14 protein-coding genes are annotated in these 17331 nt (G+C 54.2%); 5 read left to right on the forward strand and 9 right to left on the reverse strand.

Going from position 1 to position 17331, the window contains the following annotated elements; translation table 11 throughout:
* Positions 1–11: 11 nt before the first annotated feature.
* From CPA57_RS01160 to CPA57_RS01180, 5 genes are read right to left on the reverse strand one after another with little or no spacing between them, the layout of a single operon-like run.
* Entirely contained in the window at positions 12–896 is an 885-nt protein-coding gene (locus tag CPA57_RS01160) for a hemolysin family protein (RefSeq protein WP_182080758.1), read from the reverse strand.
* Between the two features lie 59 nt (positions 897–955).
* Entirely contained in the window at positions 956–1447 is a 492-nt protein-coding gene (ybeY, locus tag CPA57_RS01165; RefSeq protein ID WP_326831331.1) for an rRNA maturation RNase YbeY, read from the reverse strand.
* The gene (locus CPA57_RS01170) at positions 1416–2519 is read right to left on the reverse strand and encodes a PhoH family protein (RefSeq protein ID WP_182080760.1); all 1104 of its coding nucleotides are present in this window, start codon (positions 2517–2519) and stop codon (positions 1416–1418) included. Before CPA57_RS01170 ends, ybeY begins: the two co-directional genes overlap by 32 nt.
* The gene (miaB, locus tag CPA57_RS01175; protein ID WP_182080762.1) at positions 2516–3901 is read right to left on the reverse strand and encodes a tRNA (N6-isopentenyl adenosine(37)-C2)-methylthiotransferase MiaB; all 1386 of its coding nucleotides are present in this window, start codon (positions 3899–3901) and stop codon (positions 2516–2518) included. Before miaB ends, CPA57_RS01170 begins: the two co-directional genes overlap by 4 nt.
* Before the next feature lie 56 nt (positions 3902–3957).
* The gene (locus CPA57_RS01180; RefSeq protein WP_182080763.1) at positions 3958–4908 is read right to left on the reverse strand and encodes a lysophospholipid acyltransferase family protein; all 951 of its coding nucleotides are present in this window, start codon (positions 4906–4908) and stop codon (positions 3958–3960) included.
* A gap of 178 nt (positions 4909–5086) precedes the next feature.
* Here CPA57_RS01180 and CPA57_RS01185 point away from each other — a divergent pair, with 178 nt between their 5' ends.
* The 3 genes from CPA57_RS01185 to CPA57_RS01195 all read left to right on the forward strand — a co-directional run bounded on the left by CPA57_RS01185 (position 5087) and on the right by CPA57_RS01195 (position 12124).
* Positions 5087–7183: an autotransporter assembly complex protein TamA gene (locus CPA57_RS01185; RefSeq protein WP_229709175.1), complete on the forward strand. Its 2097-nt coding sequence runs from the start codon at positions 5087–5089 to the stop codon at positions 7181–7183.
* Positions 7183–11406, forward strand: coding sequence for a translocation/assembly module TamB domain-containing protein (locus tag CPA57_RS01190; protein ID WP_182080764.1), 4224 nt, complete (start codon positions 7183–7185; stop codon positions 11404–11406). The genes CPA57_RS01185 and CPA57_RS01190 overlap by 1 nt, the downstream gene beginning before the upstream one ends.
* A 73-nt stretch (positions 11407–11479) precedes the next feature.
* Positions 11480–12124, forward strand: coding sequence for a YceI family protein (locus CPA57_RS01195; protein ID WP_182080766.1), 645 nt, complete (start codon positions 11480–11482; stop codon positions 12122–12124).
* A gap of 200 nt (positions 12125–12324) precedes the next feature.
* Here the strand turns inward: CPA57_RS01195 and CPA57_RS01200 are convergent, their stop codons facing one another.
* The 3 genes from CPA57_RS01200 to CPA57_RS01210 form a co-directional block, all read right to left on the reverse strand.
* Positions 12325–13125 (reverse strand): SDR family NAD(P)-dependent oxidoreductase, encoded by an 801-nt coding sequence (locus CPA57_RS01200; RefSeq protein ID WP_182080768.1) that lies wholly within the window; start codon positions 13123–13125, stop codon positions 12325–12327.
* 80 nt (positions 13126–13205) lie between these two features.
* Positions 13206–13778 carry a CarD family transcriptional regulator gene (locus CPA57_RS01205; RefSeq protein WP_407647551.1) on the reverse strand — a complete coding sequence of 191 codons (573 nt, stop codon included), beginning with the start codon at positions 13776–13778 and terminating at the stop codon, positions 13206–13208.
* 89 nt (positions 13779–13867) lie between these two features.
* Positions 13868–14743, reverse strand: a complete 876-nt coding sequence (locus CPA57_RS01210) for a bestrophin family protein (protein WP_182080769.1) — start codon at positions 14741–14743, stop codon at positions 13868–13870.
* Positions 14744–14854: 111 nt separating this feature from the next.
* On the opposite strand from CPA57_RS01210, the gene CPA57_RS01215 reads away from it, so the two are divergent.
* Positions 14855–15976, forward strand: a complete 1122-nt coding sequence (locus tag CPA57_RS01215) for an S-(hydroxymethyl)glutathione dehydrogenase/class III alcohol dehydrogenase (protein ID WP_182080771.1) — start codon at positions 14855–14857, stop codon at positions 15974–15976.
* Entirely contained in the window at positions 15973–16824 is an 852-nt protein-coding gene (gene fghA / locus CPA57_RS01220; RefSeq protein WP_182080773.1) for an S-formylglutathione hydrolase, read from the forward strand. The genes CPA57_RS01215 and fghA overlap by 4 nt, the downstream gene beginning before the upstream one ends.
* Before the next feature lie 83 nt (positions 16825–16907).
* Here fghA and hisI read toward each other — a convergent pair whose 3' ends face one another.
* A complete protein-coding gene (gene hisI / locus CPA57_RS01225) occupies positions 16908–17330 on the reverse strand; it encodes a phosphoribosyl-AMP cyclohydrolase (protein ID WP_182080775.1) in 423 nt (140 codons plus the stop codon).
* Position 17331 lies beyond the last annotated feature (1 nt).

A 17331-nucleotide genomic window follows, 5' to 3' on the forward strand; every position in this document is an offset into this window, starting at 1 on the left:
AGGTCGTACCGTCAAGAGGATGGATCAGAAGGTATCGTCTGTCCTTCGGTTATTTCCGGCTGACGCCGAAGATGAGCAGGTACCCGCATTCGCAAGGTCAGTATGTGCCGGGCATCGGAATCAATAACCCGGAACTCTAACCCGCTGGGATGAACCAGAACCTCATCACGGGCGGGGACATGTTCAGCTAGATGAAAGACAAGGCCGCCAACGGTTTCGATCTCTGCTTCTCGTTCTTCTCGTGTCAGGACAGGGCCGAGGCGCTCTTCCAGTTCTTTAACTGGCAGGCGAGCGTCAAGGTCAATCGTGCCATCAGGACGGTTGAACCACGGGGTCGTGACCGGTTCGTCATGTTCGTCTGATATGTCGCCGACAATAGTTTCGATAAGGTCTTCAATGGTGACGAGACCGTCAATACTACCATATTCATCGATGACGAGCGCCATATGGGTACGGCGTTGGCGCATTTGGAGCTGCAGGTCCAGCACTGGGATGCTGGGGGCAACAAGCAAGGGCTGACGGAGGAGGGAGCGTAGATTGAAGGGCTCTTCTGTACCGATATGGGCGACAAGATCCTTGACGTGGATCATCCCGATGATGTCGTCTAGCTCCTTATGATAAACAGGCATACGGGAGTGATTTTCCTCCCGCATCAGGCCTAGTGCTTCGTCAAAGGAGAGATCATCCGGCATGGCGATAATGTCGGCACGAGGGACCATGACGTCATCCGCCGTGATGGTGCGCAGGCGCAGCACATTCATGATAAGTGCCCGTTCTTGCCTGTCCAGCTCGGGAGCGTCAGGATTTGTCTTCCCCAGACTGGCGGCTTCCCGGACGAGGTCAGCAATATGCTGCCTTATGGTCTTTGTGCGTGCCTTGCGGTGGAAAAGTTTCATCGGGTGCGGAATGTTCCTGTTTACGGACGGGGAAAGAGAATGAGGTAATACCGGATGGTTCAGCTGTTTGGATAGATACGTGGCTTCCAGGGGTCGCCAAAGCCCATCCGTCTAAGAATGAAGGTTTCTAGCCCTTCCATCTGTCGGGCTTCACCCGGATGATGGTGGTCATACCCGGCTAGATGGAGGAGGCCGTGCACGGTCAGATGGACCGTGTGAGCCCGAAGGGTCTTTCGAGCCTGTAGGGCTTCCCGGTGCATGGTCTCGTAGGCAAGGATGATGTCCCCGCCCAGCATGGGGGCTGGCGGCTCGAAGGTTAGAACATTGGTCGGTTTGTTTTTGCCCCGAAACTGGGCATTAAGCTGCCGGATATGGCGGTCATCTGCGAAGACGAAAGAAGGGCCCGGCCTGTCTCCAGGGAAGATGTTTCCATGACGCTGGGCCATCTGGCAGGCTCGCTGGACGAGCTGTTCTACATTGCCCAAAGCTGCACGCCAGCGTGGATCGGCGATCAGGACCTCAGCGTGGGGAGCGGTAGGGCGTTTCATCATGTGTCCGGTAAGAATGGTAGGGCTCGGATGCTGTGTCGGCACTCTGCTGATCGTAAGCTTCGACGATGCGGGCGACAAGAGGGTGACGGACAACGTCAGCCGCCGTAAGCGGGCAGACAGCAATGCCTTTAACACCTTCCAGCGTTGCTACGGCATCTCGTAGGCCGGATGTGACCCCACGGGGCAGGTCAATTTGGCTGAGGTCGCCCGTAATAGCCATGCGTGTACCAGACCCCATGCGGGTCAGAAACATTTTCATCTGGGCGGGGGTGGTATTTTGAGCTTCGTCAAGGATGACATAGGCATGAGCCAGCGTCCGCCCTCGCATGAAAGCAAGTGGGGCGACTTCAATTTCTCCACTGGCCATGCGGCGCGAGACCTGATCGCCGGGCATCATGTCATGGAGGGCATCATAGAGGGGCCGTAGATAGGGGTCGATTTTCTCTCTCATATCGCCGGGCAGGAATCCCAGCCGCTCCCCAGCTTCAACAGCGGGGCGGGAGAGAATAATACGGTCCACCTGTCCCGCCTGAAACATGGCTACAGCCTGTGCAACGGCCAGATAGGTCTTACCTGTTCCCGCTGGTCCAAGACCAAAGACAAGCTCCTTTCTGGCTAGTGCGCTCATATAAGCACTCTGCCCAGGGGAGCGGGGAGCGATGACGCCACGCTTGGTTTGTATCTGCGGAAGGTTGTCCAGTGAAGAAGCATCCATAGGTGGGGCTGTTCCTTCTGTGGAAGAGCGATGTGCAACACGCCGGTGGGATGGCAGAGCTGTCAGCCTTATGACACCATCAACCTGATCGCCATCCAGAATCACACCCCGGCCGACCTGTTGGTAGAGGGCATGGAGGACAGCCTGCGCCCGATTGACGGCCTCCGTCTCTCCGGAAATGGCTACACGATTACCCCGGCAGACCAACCTTGCCCCGGTTCCCTGTTCTAGGCGGATAAGGTGGCGGTCATGATCGCCGAGGACTTTCTGCAGACGATGATTATCCTCAAAGCGCAGGGTTGTCGTGCGGTGTCCTTCCTGACCGGAAGAGAAGGAAGCTGATGCAGAACGGCTCAAATGGCTGTGCCTTCCTGTTCATGGAGGTGACCACCAAGGGAGTTGGTGAAAGGAGCTGTAATACGAACCTTGACGATCTGCCCGATCTGGGATGGGTCACCTTCGAAATGGACGGGCTGGAGATAGGGGGACCGTCCATTTAACTGACCCGGCTTACGCCCGAGCCCAGTGACAAGAACATCCTGAACCGTGCCAACAAGAGACGCATTGAATGCGTCCTGTTGTTCTCGCAGAAGAGCCTGCAGGGCTGCAAGCCGTTTTTCTTTCACATCCTCAGCAACTTGAAAAGGCTGTCCGGCTGCAGGGGTGCCGGGGCGCTGGGAGTATTTGAAGCTATAAGCACTGGCGAATCGTACATCGCGCACCAGCTGCATGGTGGCTTCAAAATCTTCGTCTGTTTCACCGGGATGGCCGACAATGAAGTCGGATGTCAGAGCGATGTCTGGGCGGGCTTGTCGGAGGCGGCTGATAATTTCCCGGTATTCATCAGCCGTATGACCTCGGTTCATGGCCTTCAATACTTTGTCTGATCCGCTCTGGACCGGTAGATGAAGGTACGGCATGAAAATAGGATTATCCCGGTGAGCATCAATCAGGGCCTGTTCCATGTCTCGTGGGTGGGATGTGATGTAACGCAGGCGTTTGAGAGCCGGAATCTTTTCGTGCAGGAGAGAGGCCAGCTCTGGTAGGGAGGCGGTTCCGCCATTCCAGTCACCATGAAAGGCATTCACATTCTGCCCTAGTAGGGTGATTTCTTTGACGCCACTGGCAACAAGCCGTTCAGCTTCTGCCAGAATGGAAGCCACGGGACGGCTTGTTTCAGCACCTCGTGTGTAGGGGACCACGCAGAAGGAGCAGAATTTGTCACAACCTTCCTGAATGGTGAGAAAGGCCGTTAGATTGCCTTCATTTTGCGGTGCAGCTTCTTCCGGGAGAAGGTCGAACTTGGATTCAACAGGAAAGTCCGTGTCAATTACGCTGCCACCGGCACGGGCAATGCGGGCTACCATCTCGGGTAGGCGATGGTAGGTCTGCGGGCCGAGGACGAGGTCCACGTAAGGGGCACGGGCCAGCAGTTCCTTACCTTCCGCCTGTGCCACGCAGCCTGCTACGGCGATGAGGGTTTCCTTGCCTTCCAGCTTTCGGGCTTCACGGATCTGGCGTAGCCGCCCCAGTTCGGAGAAGACCTTTTCCGCAGCTCGCTCACGAATGTGGCAGGTATTGAGGATGATCATGTCCGCATTATCTGGCAGGTCTACCGGGCTGTACCCAAGTGGTCGCAGAACATCTGCCATACGGGCACTGTCATAGACATTCATCTGACATCCCCATGTGATGATGTGCAGGCCTCGTGATGGGGAGTTGGAAAGCTGTTCTGGCATGAATGATAGTCGCTGTCTGTTCGTGAATCGGCGGGCTTATAAAAGGAAAGGGCAGGTCATGAGAGGGCAGTATCCTGCGGCCGGTTCTGCCGTAGCTCTTCACTGCCTTGTTCAATGGCGGCCCGGGCAGCATTGGAGAGTGCTTTGCGGGATGGATAGTCCTCTGGTTTGATAGGCGGATGGAACATAACCGTAGCCCGCATGGAACGCCATTTACCAAGGCCCATCAGATGCGGGCCGAAATCCATGTCACCAAACCATGAAAAGACGAAAGAACGTCGATGCCGCCCAACAGGCAGCCCCTCTAGCCGGTCATAGGTAACTGTGACGGGCTGGATGATGCAGGATGGGTGATCATCAGCCTTTGGTTCACCAGGGCGGCGAACAGGTTTTGCAATAGCAAAGAGTGATGACATGAAGGGAAGAAGACCATTGCCCTTGGAAGTTGTACCTTCTGGGAAAAAGGCGATGTCATACCCTTTGCGAAGCTGGTTGATAACGTTTTCGACATCCTGACCCGCTTCCTGCCGGTTGCGGTTGATGTAGATAGTCCGTCCCAGAAAGGTCAGATAACCAATGACTGGCCAATGGCGGACTTCCTGCTTGGCAATGAAGAAGGCTGGAAGCACTTTACCCAGTACCAGCACATCCAGCCATGAGCTATGATTGGCGACATAGATGACCCGTCGTTTATCCGCACGGGGGGTAAGAGAGCCTGCTCGCTCTCCGAGCGTGCGGACCTCCATATTGAGGATGCGACAAGCTACGCTCCAGAAAAAGAGCGGGAAACGGCGGAACATCTTGCCCGGCATAAGTAGGCACGAGCCCTGCCCAACACATCCGGCTGCAGCCCAGCCCAGCAGGGCACCAGCCCGCAAGCGGGCCCTCAGGCGGTCCATGAATGTGTCCTGCAAGGCACGGCTTTCTTCCGCAAAGAGACGATCCGGGTCAAAAACAGGCCGCTGGCTGTTTCGTTTTCTGGTTGAATGAGGCTCTGCAACAGACATAGTCGTCTAGATAGGCATTTTATGGAGGAGAGACAATCTTTATCAGCAGGATAGAATGATCTTCTTGTTTAGGTAGAGTGAGGAATAGCTTGAGATGACAGAACAGAAACTTTTTAAAGACAAAACTGTCTGTCATAAGGAGCCGGATGGCCGGAGCTAGGCTGAACCAGCGGGGAAAATGGCGAGTAATCGTTTGATAGGCAGGATGGGAAAACAGGCAGAACGCATTGTAACGCTACTACTATGCGTGGGGCTGGTGGGATGGGAGACCATGCCGGTATGGGGCGAGGATAGCATGCCCGTTGTGCATGAGCTCGTACGGCATCCTTTGCCTTACACCACTATGGTCGTGCCGACGGCGGACAAGGATGTCACATCTGGTATGGCGGCGGCGTCCCAGCTAGTGAGCCTTCAGGCGACCAGAAATGTTGGTCCATATGCGCTTGCTGGCCGCATACGGGAAGATTACGAGCGATTGCAGGGGGCGTTGCAGTCTCGTGGCTATTACGGTGGCCACGTGACTGTTACGGTGCAAGCTGAAGGTAAGACCATTGATGGCCATGCTCCAGACCTTGCCGGTTTTCTGTCCTCAATACGTTCTGGTGAAACGGTAACCATCCGTCTTGGTGCCGTGTTGGGGGAGCAGTTTACTGTCGGGCAGATCATTGTTGTTGAGGATGATGAGGGGGACGGCAAGGAGGTGGCTGCTGGGGAGAAACAGCAGAGTCATGTACCGGCTGTCCGCAAGGTTCTAACCCTTTCGAAAGGGGAGCGTGACAGTCTGGGGATGGAGAGCGGTGCTCCCGCTGTGGCGGCGGACGTGCTGGCTATACAGGGCCGGTTGTTGGGTTATCTTCAGGAAGAAGGATACGGCCTATCCAGTGTGCAAGCTCCTCAAGCCATTCTGCATCCAGAGCGGAAGCAGATTGATGTGCAGATCAGGATGAAGCGTGGGCCAAAGCTGGTTATTGGCCCTATGGCTCTCAACGGATTGAAACGGGTCAAGCCGGATTATATCCGGCGGCGTATATTGTTGAGGGAAGGGCAGCTGTATCAGCCTTCTGTTTTGGAACAGGCAAGGCTTGATCTGGGCAGTACTGGCTTGTTTGCCTCGGTCGTGCAGAGGAATGGCGATAAGGTGCTGCCGCTGTCGGAACAGAAGGTGCCTCCCCAGAGGGAGCGGACAACCCACAAGAAAGTGGCGACGCAGCACTCTCCTGCCGGGGTGGATGGGGCTTTGCCGATTGATTTTGATTTTACTGAGGGTAAGCGTCATCGCCTGACAGGTGATGTTGGGTATTCAACCGATCTGGGTGGTCGTGCCGGTGTTTCATGGCTGCATAGAAATTTGCTGGGGCGGGGTGAGCAGCTGCGTGTTGCGGCCATGGCTACGGGGCTGGGAGGAACGGCGCAGCAGGGGCTTGGTTATGATGGTTATGTGGATTTCATGAAGCCGGATTTTCTACAGCGTAGCCAGGTGCTTGACCTCCGGGTCGAGGCGATCCGTCAGCTTCTCTATTCTTACCGGCAGACAGCTCTTCTAGTTCAGGGGCGTGTTGAGCGTCCACTATGGAAAGATTTTTCTGGAAGTGCCGGGGTTACGCTGGAGCAGGAACATATTCGCCAGTTCGGTAGAAGGGCGGATTATTTCATCGCTTCTATTCCGGTGAAGCTGGATTATGATGGTACTCACCGCTCCAATCCTATCGAACCGGCAACGCATGGTCTGCGTGTGTCGTTGGGGGTGACGCCTTCCATTTCCATGGAGCATCAGACATCCTTCTTTATTCCCATGAATATGCAGGCCTCCACTTATTTCGATCTGACACATGTGGGCCTAACAAAACCGGGCAATAGTATCATTGCCGTGCGTGTCATGGTGGGGTCTATTCAGGGGGCGAGCACTTGGAATCTACCACCGGATCAGCGTCTGTATGCTGGTGGTCCGGGCTCTATTCGTGGCTTTCGTTATCAGGGTGTCGGGCCACAATATGGCACGACCAAATATGCCATTGGTGGAACAAGTATGGATGCTGGGACTGTCGAGTTCCGCCAGCGTTTGCCCAAAAATTTTGGACTGGCGGCTTTTGCGGATGCTGGTCAGGTTAGTGGCAATTCCATACCCGGGCATGGAAAACTGCGTGTCGGCTGTGGTGGTGGTATCCGCTATTTCACGCCGATCGGACCGGTCCGTGTGGATGTAGCTGTGCCGATCAACAGGCCGCATCGTGGGGATAAATGGGAGCTTTATTTGGGGCTGGGGGAGACTTTCTGATGTTAACATTGGGACGCAGGCTTCTCCGGTATAGCTCCATCTTTTTGGCAGGCTTGGTTCTGCTGGTGTTGCTGCTGCTTGTGGGGATCAATCTTCCGCCGACCAAACGGTTTGTAGAGCAGAAGCTGCCGGACTGGTCGGGCGGCATGGTTCAGGTCGAGGGAATTAGTGGGATTTTGCCTTGGCATCTGGCGCTCTCTCATGTGGTCTTACGGGATCCTCAGGGCATATGGCTGGAAGGGCGTGATGCCGACTTGCGTCTTAGCTTGTTGTCTCTTTTGCATAAGCAGGTTCATGTGCGTCATCTTTCGGCGGGACTGCTTGTTTATGATCGCAATCCTGTTTTCCCGTCGACCCAAAAACCTAAGGAAACATCCCCAACCGAGTTGCCAAACTGGGGTGTACGAGTTGATCATTTGGAGCTGTCCTTGTTGACAGTAGGGCAGACTGTTTTTGGGCAGGCAGCGCGTCTGAATATTGAGGGGCGGGCCCATCTGGGTAGCCTTAGCAGTCTGACACACATGCCATCTTTCAAAGCGATGCCTGCAACCCAGCTCTGGTTGAAGGTGGAGCGCTTGGATGATCCAGCCCATCTTTTGGTTGACCTAAAGACCCAGCGGCAGAGAGGGAAGCTTCAGCTGCATTATGACGAGGAGGTGCATGGTTTTGCTACCTCTCCGGGAGGGATGGCTGTGCTGGACCCTCTGTCTGTTGATCTCTCTGTGGATGGTCCTTATCGAGCGTTGGCAATTAAGCTGGATGCCCGAGCCGCAACTCATCAGGAAAGCCCTTTGACAGTCATGGTAAAGGGTAGTCTGGATTGTGTGCATCTGAAAGACGACCTAACACTCGCTGTTCATGCGCCTCCCATGGCCTTTCGGCCTGATGTGGGATGGGAAAAGCTGGATATGACGGCAGCTCTTCACGGGGCAATGCTGGACCCTCAGGGTAGCATACAGTTTGACGGCATGAATCTAATGGCGTCAGGAACCGGAGCGGAGCATGTGCATGTTCAATTTGATGGACAGGCAGGCGGAGTGCAGGCCCTTCTTGCCCGTGATGTAGCAGCCTTCCAGAAGGCTCGTACGGGCAAGGACGAGGCAGGTAAGTTGTCCCTGTCTGCCCGTCTTGATGGTGTCAGAGTACCGGGGAAGGTCCCAACCATTTTGGCGGATGCCCCGCTGATTTTTGATGGCACAATACAGCCTTATCAGCCTGATAGGCCTTATCAGATACGCTTAGAGCATGATGCGATAAAACTGGTTGCCGCAGGGAACGTGGCTTCCACCCTGGCAGGGCATATGCAGCTTGATGTAGAGAAATTGCCGGACCTTGCCGGTTTGATCGGTCAGCAGATGGCTGGATCAGCGCATCTTGGTGGGGATTTCAGTGTGCCTTTGCAGGCACCAGGCGATATGGTGGCCACTTTGGAGGGGCGTTTCGGCCTGACGGAAGGTCCAGCTCAGGCCGTTGCGCTGATTGGGGATCAAGGAACGCTGCACCTTCAGGCAAAGCGGGATGGAACTGGTCAGCTGCATCTGGACCAAGCCGTTTTGGGAGGGCGTTCTTTCCGGCTAGAGGGGAAAGGTCAGTTGGACCCGAAGCAGGTTTTAGCTGCCTCTTTCACATTAGCTCTGTCTGATCTGAAAGCTTTGCACACAGCCTTACGTGGTCAGGCTACGTTGGAGGCCAGTGTAGGGGGGGCGATGACGGACCTGGCTATGCAGGCGCATCTGGGGGGTATGCTGGGGGTCATACACCCTAGTGTTTCATTGCCTGTTGCACCGTTGGATCTAAAGCTGGATGTAGCCCATCTTCCGTCTCAGCCTCAAGGGGCAGTGCAGGTGAGTGGTATGCTCGACCGGTCCCCTCTGAAGCTGCATATGAATTTCGCCCGCAACGTTGATGGTGGAATGGCAGCATCTATCGATGCTCTGGAATGGAAAGAACTGCAGGGCAGGGCAGATGTGGCTCTACCCGCAGGGCGGCGTATTCCCCGTGGGGATGTTGAGTTGAAGATCGCCCGGTTGGATAGCTTTAGTCGTCTTTTAGGGAGGCCCATGGCGGGTCATCTCCAGCTGGCGATGCATACGCTACCGGGAACACAGATAGCAGACAAACCACCCATCCAGCCTGATCGTTTGACGCTGGCACTTGATGGTCAGTTCCATATGGGTGGCTACGCCGTGAATATGTTGAAATTGAAAGGTGAGATTCAACATCTTCAGCAGGACCCTACGGCGGATCTTGCACTTCAACTTTCCGGCTTGCGGGCTAACGCAATTACGGGCGATCTGAAACTGCGAGTAAAAGGCCCTCAGACAGCGTTGTCTGTGCAGACTGAAGGTACTTTTGATCATGTTATGGAAGCACCGGCCCGTTTCGCTCTCCTTGCGCAGGCCAATTTACCAATGCAGAGTGTTAAGTTGGAAAAACTATCTGCCAGCGTGAAAGGGGATGCGCTCCGTCTTCTGTCGCCTGTTAGCGTAGCCTATGGGTCGAAGCTTGCCGTTGAAAAGCTCTCATTGGAGCTACGCCCTCCTCATGGGGCGGTAGGACGGGTGGCTTTGAATGGGACACTTAAGCCCGATTTGGCTCTCGATGCCCGGCTTGAGCATATCACACCAGCCTTAGCAGAACCGTTTGTTCCGTCACTTCATGCCAGAGGTGAGTTTAATGCTGCAGCGAAATTGAAAGGCAGCATAACGGCCCCTGTGGGGCGTATCACTCTTGATGGGACAAACCTGGGCCTTCTGAGTGAGTCAACGGTATTGCTACCGGCAGGACAGTTGCATGTACAGGCGGAGATGAATGGCAAGACGGCCCAGTTGCGGACGGAGTTGCGTGCCGGTGATCCTATGGCCCTGTTAGTAACAGGCCAGGTGCCACTTTCTCCAACAGGGGTGTTGGACCTTTCAGCAAAGGGCCGTCTGATGCTTTCGGTTGCCAATGCTTTTCTTGGAACAGCTGCTATGGGGACGGGAGGGCAGTTAAGTCTTGATCTCGGGATTAAGGGGCCTATCCAGCAGCCTAAGATTAACGGAACGGTACAGCTGCATAATGGATCATTCGACCATTATGCGCAGGGCGTGCACCTTCAGGCTATTGATGCGGTGCTGATGGCTCGTGGTGATAATCTGCTGCTTGATCATTTTACTGCTCGGGCTGGGCGAGGGACGCTAGGCATGACAGGGCAGGTAGGTATTCTGCGTCCGGGAGTGCCGGTTGACCTTCAGTTCCTCATGGCTAAGGCCCAGCCGATACAGAGTGATATGCTGACGGAAGAGATTGATAGTCATCTGCATATTCATGGGCAGGCCACAACCCGGATTGATGTTGAAGGCGACATTACAGTGCCGGAGGCCTCCATCACTTTGCCGGATTCTATGCCTGCGTCGGTGCCCCAGCTAGAGGTCATTACGTTGGAGGAGGCAAAGAAAGTCGCTCGACCGGCGCCCAAATTGGTTGTGGGGTTAAATATCGACTTCACATCTCCGGGGCGACTTTTTGTGAGAGGGCACGGCCTGTTTGCCGAGATGCAGGGGAAGATGCACATAGGAGGTGTCAGTACGGCACCACTTTTGACGGGTGGTATCAACCTGAAGAGAGGTAATTTTAATCTGGCTGGGATCAACCTTAACTTTACGCATGGGCAGGTTGGTTTCAACGGTGGTGGTGTGGCCCACCGGCTTGATCCGACCATTGATTTCAGGGCGGACCGTAATGCTAATGGTACTCTGGCGAGTTTGTTGGTCCGGGGCTATGCCAGCGATCCGAAGATTGATTTTGTCTCCAATCCAAGCCGTCCTCGTGATGAGGTGTTGTCCATTCTGTTGTTTGGGACAGATAGAAACTCCCTCTCTTCAACGCAGCTGGCGTCTCTTGGGCTGGCTATTGTGCAAATTGGCGGCGGTTCGACTTTTGACCCGATGGGGAAGGTCCGTAGTACGTTGGGGCTGGATCATTTGGCCATTGGCGGAGGCAACAGCGTAGGACGGGGGGCTGCCAGCGTTGAAGCTGGGAAATATGTGATGAAGGGTGTTTATGTTGGCGCTAAAGAGGGATTGTCCGGTAAAGGTGCGCAGGCGCAGGTAAAAGTTGATCTGACAAAACGGCTACAGCTTAACACTACTGTAGGTACAGGTGGACAGGTAACGGGGTTTACAACCCCTGAGAATGACCCGGGTTCCAGTGTTGGGCTGTCCTATGGGATAGATTATTAATGTTTTCTACTGTAGGTAGAAAGTACAGATACATCATGCTGTCATGATGCCTGTTATGGGGGAAGGATTTGTCATGCATTTTTCACTACGGGCTGCCTTAGCAGCTATTACTCTTTCTTGTGCGGCCCCGATGGTGGCCTCCGCACAGGTTGTGACGGATGCTTCCCAGATTCAGCCTGGGTATTACAAGGTGGAACCGCTGCACACGCAGGTCAGTTTTTCGGTGCTGCATTTTGGTTTTTCTGTGTTTGAGGGGCTTTTTTCTGGGGCCTCTGGTGTGCTTCGCCTGGACCCTAATCAGCTTGAATCTTCTAGCCTGTCTGTCTCCATCCCGGTTGCTTCTGTGCTGACGACAAATAATAAGCTGATGGAGGAGCTGAAAGGTGGCCAGTGGTTGGCAGCTGATCAGTTCCCAAAGGCTGAGTTTGTTTCTGTCAGTGTTAAGCAGACAGGGCCGAATGATGCGCTTGTATCGGGTAATCTAACACTGCATGGTATCACCTACCCAGAGACGCTGCACGTTCATTTTATCGGTGCAGGGGTCAATATGCTCGACAAGAAATATACAGTCGGGTTTGATGCGACAACAACCATCAAGCGCAGTGACTTTGGTGTTAAAATGTTCGTGCCATATGTCAGTGATGATGTGGAACTGCGGATTGCGGGTGTTTTTGAGAAGCAGGATACTCCTGCTCCAGCAGCTTCGAACAATAAGTAACAGATAGCTCTAGAGGAGCATGACCGGTTAATCTGTTTTGTAGGTTCATTTCCTTTCCGGTCATCAAGGAAGAGGGAGGGCCAGCCTTCTTCTGGAACAATCATCACGGGAAAGAACAAAGGGCGGCAGGAATGATGTCTCCTTGCCGCCCTCCGCATTCAGTCGCTGACCTCTTTTAATGAGGAAAAAGCCCTAGCGTCTTATGAAGACCAGTTCTTCTCGAAGTCACCATACAGCGTTAGGCCGCCATCGACATAAAGCGTCTGCCCCGTGACATAACTGCTCTCTTCAGAGGCTAAAAAGCCCATGGCATCAGCAATCTCGTTGCTTTTCCCAGGGCGTTTCATGGGGATATGACTGGCGACAGCTTCATACTGCTTGGGGTCTTTGACCCAAGAATCATTGATCGGTGTGACAATGGCGCCGGGTGCTACTGTATTGAACCGGATTCCACGGGAGGCATATTCCAACGCCAGCGTGCGGACAATGTTGTCTACTGCCCCCTTGGAGGCAGAATAACCTAGATAATGTGGCTTAGGAATCAGCTGATGGACAGAGGAATTGACAACCACCCGACCTTTCACACCAGCTTTTAGCCAGTAGCGCAGAGCCGCACGGCAACAAAGCATGACACCAGTGACATTGACAGCCATAACGCCCTCAAAGTCAGCCAGGGTGATATCTTCGGATGGGGACGGAATCTGATAACCTGCATTGCAGATTAATATGTCCAGCCCGCCCATGGTTTCGATACTTTTCTGGAAGATCTTGTCGATAGACTCTTCCTGTGAGATGTCACCGGCAACGATGACATGGTCTCCACCAGAAACTTTGGGCAGAGTTTCCAGAACCGTCCGCAGTTTCTCTTCCTTACGCCCGTTGATGGCAACCTGGGCTCCATGTCGAGCAAAATACTGCGCAGCAGCCTCACCAATCCCCTGGGAAGCCCCAGTAATCAGTACCTTCTGGCCTTCAAAACGCTTTGATGACGTTGTGGACATAACCTCTACCTTTCCCATCAGGGTTTTGGAGGAAGCATCCCCTCCCGGATAGACAGGTCTATAAGGGAGGGGATGGTAGATCAGGCGTTCTTCATGGTCTGGGTCAGGTCTTCCAGAACCGTGGCCGGATCTTTGTTCTCAAGCACGGCCAACTCGGCAACAAAACGCTCCTGAGCGGCCTCGAAAAGTTTACGTTCGGAAAAGCTGCCGTCAAGACTGTCGACATTGCGGCGCAAATCACGCAGAACTTCAGCAATCTGGACAAGATCACCGGAGTTGATCTTTTCCTGATATGCCACCGCACGGCGGGCCCACATGCCACGGCTGACATGCGGCTTACCTTTAATGACCGACATGGCCTTGTCCACAATTTCGCGCGTGGCGATCTTGCGCAGGCCGGATTTACGGGCCTTGGCCAGCGGGATACGGAGTGTCATCTGGTTGCCGGGGAAGGAGATCTGGATCATTTCGATCTTTGTATCGGCGATCTCTTCTTCACCAATCCGGTCAACACGGCCAACCCCATGGGCGGCATAAACGATGGCGTCACCCTCACGGAAAGGATTCTTTTCCTGTTCTGGGTCTTTCTGACGGGCGGTGTGCTCGGCGGCGGCGCGGGCCATCTCGTCAGTAACACCACCCTTATGGGACATTCTGAAGCTGTTGTTCATGGTCGGGAGGATAGCAGAAAAACAAGAATATGTCTTGTATTACCTAAGGGCTATCCTCCCATAACTACATATTAAGGTAGCTGTCCAAAGCGAGGCTTTGGCAAGGGGAGGGATTCCTGCCCCAGGGGTTGTAGGAGATCCCGCTCAATTGTGCGGCTCATTGTCAGCATCGGCAGGGAATGAGGGCTGACCTTGAAAGGTTCCTGAAGATTTTGTCCGCTGCGGTCCAGCATTTGGAAGAGAACGCCAATGATGCTGGAGCCCAAAGGTGTGATCCAGCCTAGCGTTTGCACGGCGGACAAAGGCAGCAGAATGCAGAAGAGGTGGGTGATGACCTTCGGCAGGAGTGAATATTGTACAGGAAGAGGCGTATTGCGGATGCGCTCCAGCCCACCCTGCGCATTGGCTAGGTCGGAGAGGATACGGTCCACAGTCCCGTGGACAGCCCCATCAATATGACGTTCTTCGACGAGCCTGCGGACCTCTTGCCCGATTCTGTAGAGCAGGGCATTGGCTGGGTTGCCGCAGGAAAAGACGAATCTATAAGTTTCCTCATCCAGCAGCACCTGAATGGCAGCATCGGGCTCATTGCCGCTCAGTGAGGATTTTAGAATATACGGATAGGCTGCCATGGAGCGAACAAGGCTTGGCTGCCCACCAAGGAGCGATTCTACTTCCCGTGCGAAGGAGCGGCAGTTGTTGGTGATGGCCCCCCATAATGTGCGTCCCTCCCACCAGCGGGCATAGGCAGCATTATTACGGATTCCTAGAAAGATGGCGAGTGCCGACCCCATAAGGGAAAAGGGCAGGGCGGGCTGTTCCATCCATTCCTGATGGAAGATTTGGAACAGTATGACCACCACACAGTCCCACCCTGTCAGGACGATCAGAGGGGGAAGGATTTCCCGGAACAGTATGGAAAGGCCATAACGACGTTTGATGATCAAGGTGGCAAATTCCTCACATGGAGAGTGGTGAATATGTCAGGGCTTGAAGCCCGCTCATTCTGTGGCACAATCCATACCTAAAGAAACAGCGATAAGTAGGATTATTAAGAGATGGATGTTCGCGCTGCAATCGCTCTTGAAGCCGGGAAACCGTTGGTCGTTGATACTGTCCAGCTAGAAGGCCCTCGTGAGGGCGAGGTTCTGGTGGAAATCATGGCTACGGGACTCTGCCACACGGACAAATATACACTTTCTGGTAATGATCCAGAAGGTCTTTTCCCCTCCATTCTGGGCCACGAAGGTGCTGGAATCGTTCGTGAAGTTGGTGCTGGGGTAAGGCACCTTAAGCCGGGCGATCACGTCATTCCCCTTTACACGCCGGAATGTCGTGAATGTCCGTCCTGTCTTTCCCGTAAGACAAATCTGTGCACGTCCATTCGTGGTACACAGGGTAAGGGTCTGATGCCGGATGGGACGACGCGCTTTTCCTACAAGGGGAAACCAGTTCATCATTATATGGGCTGTTCCACATTTGCTAATTTCACGGTCATGCCAGAAATTGCGCTGGCCAAAATCCGTCCCGATGCACCGTTTGACAAGGTCTGCTACATCGGGTGCGGTGTGACGACCGGTATCGGTGCTGTGCTGTTCACCGCCAAGGTAGAGGCTGGGTCCACTGTGGCTGTGTTCGGTCTCGGTGGTATCGGGCTGAATGTCATTCAGGGTGCGAAGATGGTCGGGGCCAACCGGATTATTGGTATCGACCTCAACCCAGAGCGTGAGGCTATTGCCCGTAAGTTTGGTATGACGGATTTCGTTAATCCTAAAGATTTAGGTGAAAAAGGCGATCTAGTCGGCCATCTTATCGAGATGACGGGTGGTGGTGCTGATTATACCTTCGAGTGCGTTGGCAATGTCGGTCTGATGCGTCAGGCTCTGGAAAGTGCACATCGTGGCTGGGGTGTTTCTTGTGTGATCGGCGTTGCCGGTGCAGGGCAGGAAATCAGCACACGTCCCTTCCAGCTTGTGACAGGCCGCCGCTGGATCGGTTCGGCCTTTGGCGGTGCCCGTGGGCGTACGGATGTTCCGAAGATCGTAGATTGGTACATGGAAGGGCGCATCAATATTGATGACCTGATCACCCATGAGATGAAGCTGGATGACATCAACAAGGGCTTCGAGATGATGGAGCGTGGTGAGGGCATCCGTAACGTCGTGAATTACACGCTATGACGGATAACCCCTTTACACTGATCGAACGCCATGCCTGCTGTGGAGGGGAAATTCATTTCCTCTCCCATCAGTCGCAAGAACTTGGGCTGCCCACACGAGTCAATTTATTCCTGCCGCCGCAGGCTCTTGCTGGTGCTCGGGTGCCGGTTGTTCATGTGCTAGCAGGGCTGACTTGTACGCAGGATACGTTTCTCATTAAAAGCAATGCTGTTCGTTATGCGGCGGAATATGGTCTTGCTTTGGTAGCGCCAGATACTTCCCCACGGGGAGCTGACGTAGCTGGTGAGGATGAGGCGTATGATCTGGGTACTGGCGCAGGCTATTATGTGGACGCTACGTCTGACCCATGGGCGGCGCATTACCGTATGGGTTCTTACGTGCGCAACGAACTGCCAACCTTGATAGAAGAACATTTTCCCATCCAGGTCGGACATCGTGGGGTCATGGGGCACTCGATGGGAGGAATGGGGGCTCTGTCCATTGCGCTGGGCGATGCTGAAGCATGGCGGACCGTTTCAGCTTTCGCACCGATTTCATCACCATCTCAGGTGGACTGGGGCCGCAAGGTGACAGCCAGCTATTTCGGGGGGTATGAGGCGGAATGGACTCAGTATGACCCTTGCCTGCTTCTGGATTCTGGCAGAATTCATCCGGGAACCCTGCTGGTAGATCAGGGGAGCGATGATGAGTTTCTGGATCGCCTGCGGCCGGACCTTTTGGAGCAGGCTGCTAAGGCTGCTGGCCAGTCCCTGAAGCTACGCAGACATGAAGGGTATGACCATTCTTATTGGTTTGTTCAGAGCTTCATACAGGATCATCTGAAACATCATGCTGAAGGCCTTCTCTGACCATATTTTGAAGAATGATGGTGGAGCCCTTCCCACCCTTTATGCGGTGGGAAGAGCTTTATTCTGTCAGGGAGTGTCAGTCTTCAGGAGGAAGGGGGTGTTCCGTACAGATTTGTGGGGTCAACGTCCGGATTAGTCAGATTTGTAAGGCCGGTGGGTGTTAGTGCCTGATAGAAGCAGCTGCGACGCCCTGTATGGCAGGCAACGCCTTTTTGCTGGACAGTCAGAAGCAGGCAGTCAGTGTCACAGTCTAGAGAGGCAGAAAGAAGATGCTGCTCCTGCCCGGAACTTTCTCCCTTACGCCAGAGCTTGCCCCGGCTGCGGGAGTAATAACAGACCCGTCCTGTAGAGAGCGTCTCGGATAAGGCTTCCCGGTTCATCCATGCAAGCATGAGTACTTCTCTTGCTTCATCTTGCGCAATGGCACTGATGAGCCCTTGTTCATTGAATGAGATCTGATCTAACAGATTTGTCAATGTTGGTTCGGTAATAGGTTTCCACGACATG

It is taken from the genome of Bombella favorum (assembly GCF_014048475.1).
Classification (GTDB): Bacteria; Pseudomonadota; Alphaproteobacteria; order Acetobacterales; family Acetobacteraceae; genus Bombella; species Bombella favorum.